Source organism: Paraburkholderia sp. NMBU_R16, assembly GCF_013282575.1.
Classification (GTDB): Bacteria; Pseudomonadota; Gammaproteobacteria; order Burkholderiales; family Burkholderiaceae; genus Trinickia.
The window spans coordinates 1-365 of sequence record NZ_JAAAYE010000329.1 but is presented as its reverse complement, the minus strand read 5'-3'; the positions used below and the strand labels follow the sequence as shown (position 1 = coordinate 365).

Here is a 365-nt window from a genome sequence, read left to right as displayed (position 1 = left end):
TGAAGCGGATTTCACCAAGCGGCTCGCCTTGCGTGGCGTGATCCCAGAGTCTTTGTCCCTCGGGCAACACGCGATTGTGCTGGGCGCGAATCAGCCAGTCGGCCGGGTAACCCACATCGCGCGCTTTGGTCATCAGCTCGACAATGTCCGACTCACGGTCTGCGACATACACCAACCGTGTGCCGGGCAGATCCACCGCCTGCTCGGCCACCCGTTCGTATCCCTCGATCCAGCGCGTGCTGGAGTTGACCCGGTTTCGTGGACACCTATCCTTTGGAACAGGAGGTGCCTGCCATGGGAAAGCACCACAACCCCTACGCGCCGGAATTTCGGGCGCAGATGGTCGAGTTGGTCAAAGCCGGCCG

Annotated in this window: 1 pseudogene; it reads right to left on the bottom strand. The window is 61.9% G+C overall.

Annotated elements, in window-relative coordinates:
• Positions 1-241 (bottom strand): annotated as a pseudogene (locus tag GWC77_RS28445) (IS4 family transposase); the annotation flags it as partial.
• Positions 242-365 lie beyond the last annotated feature (124 nt).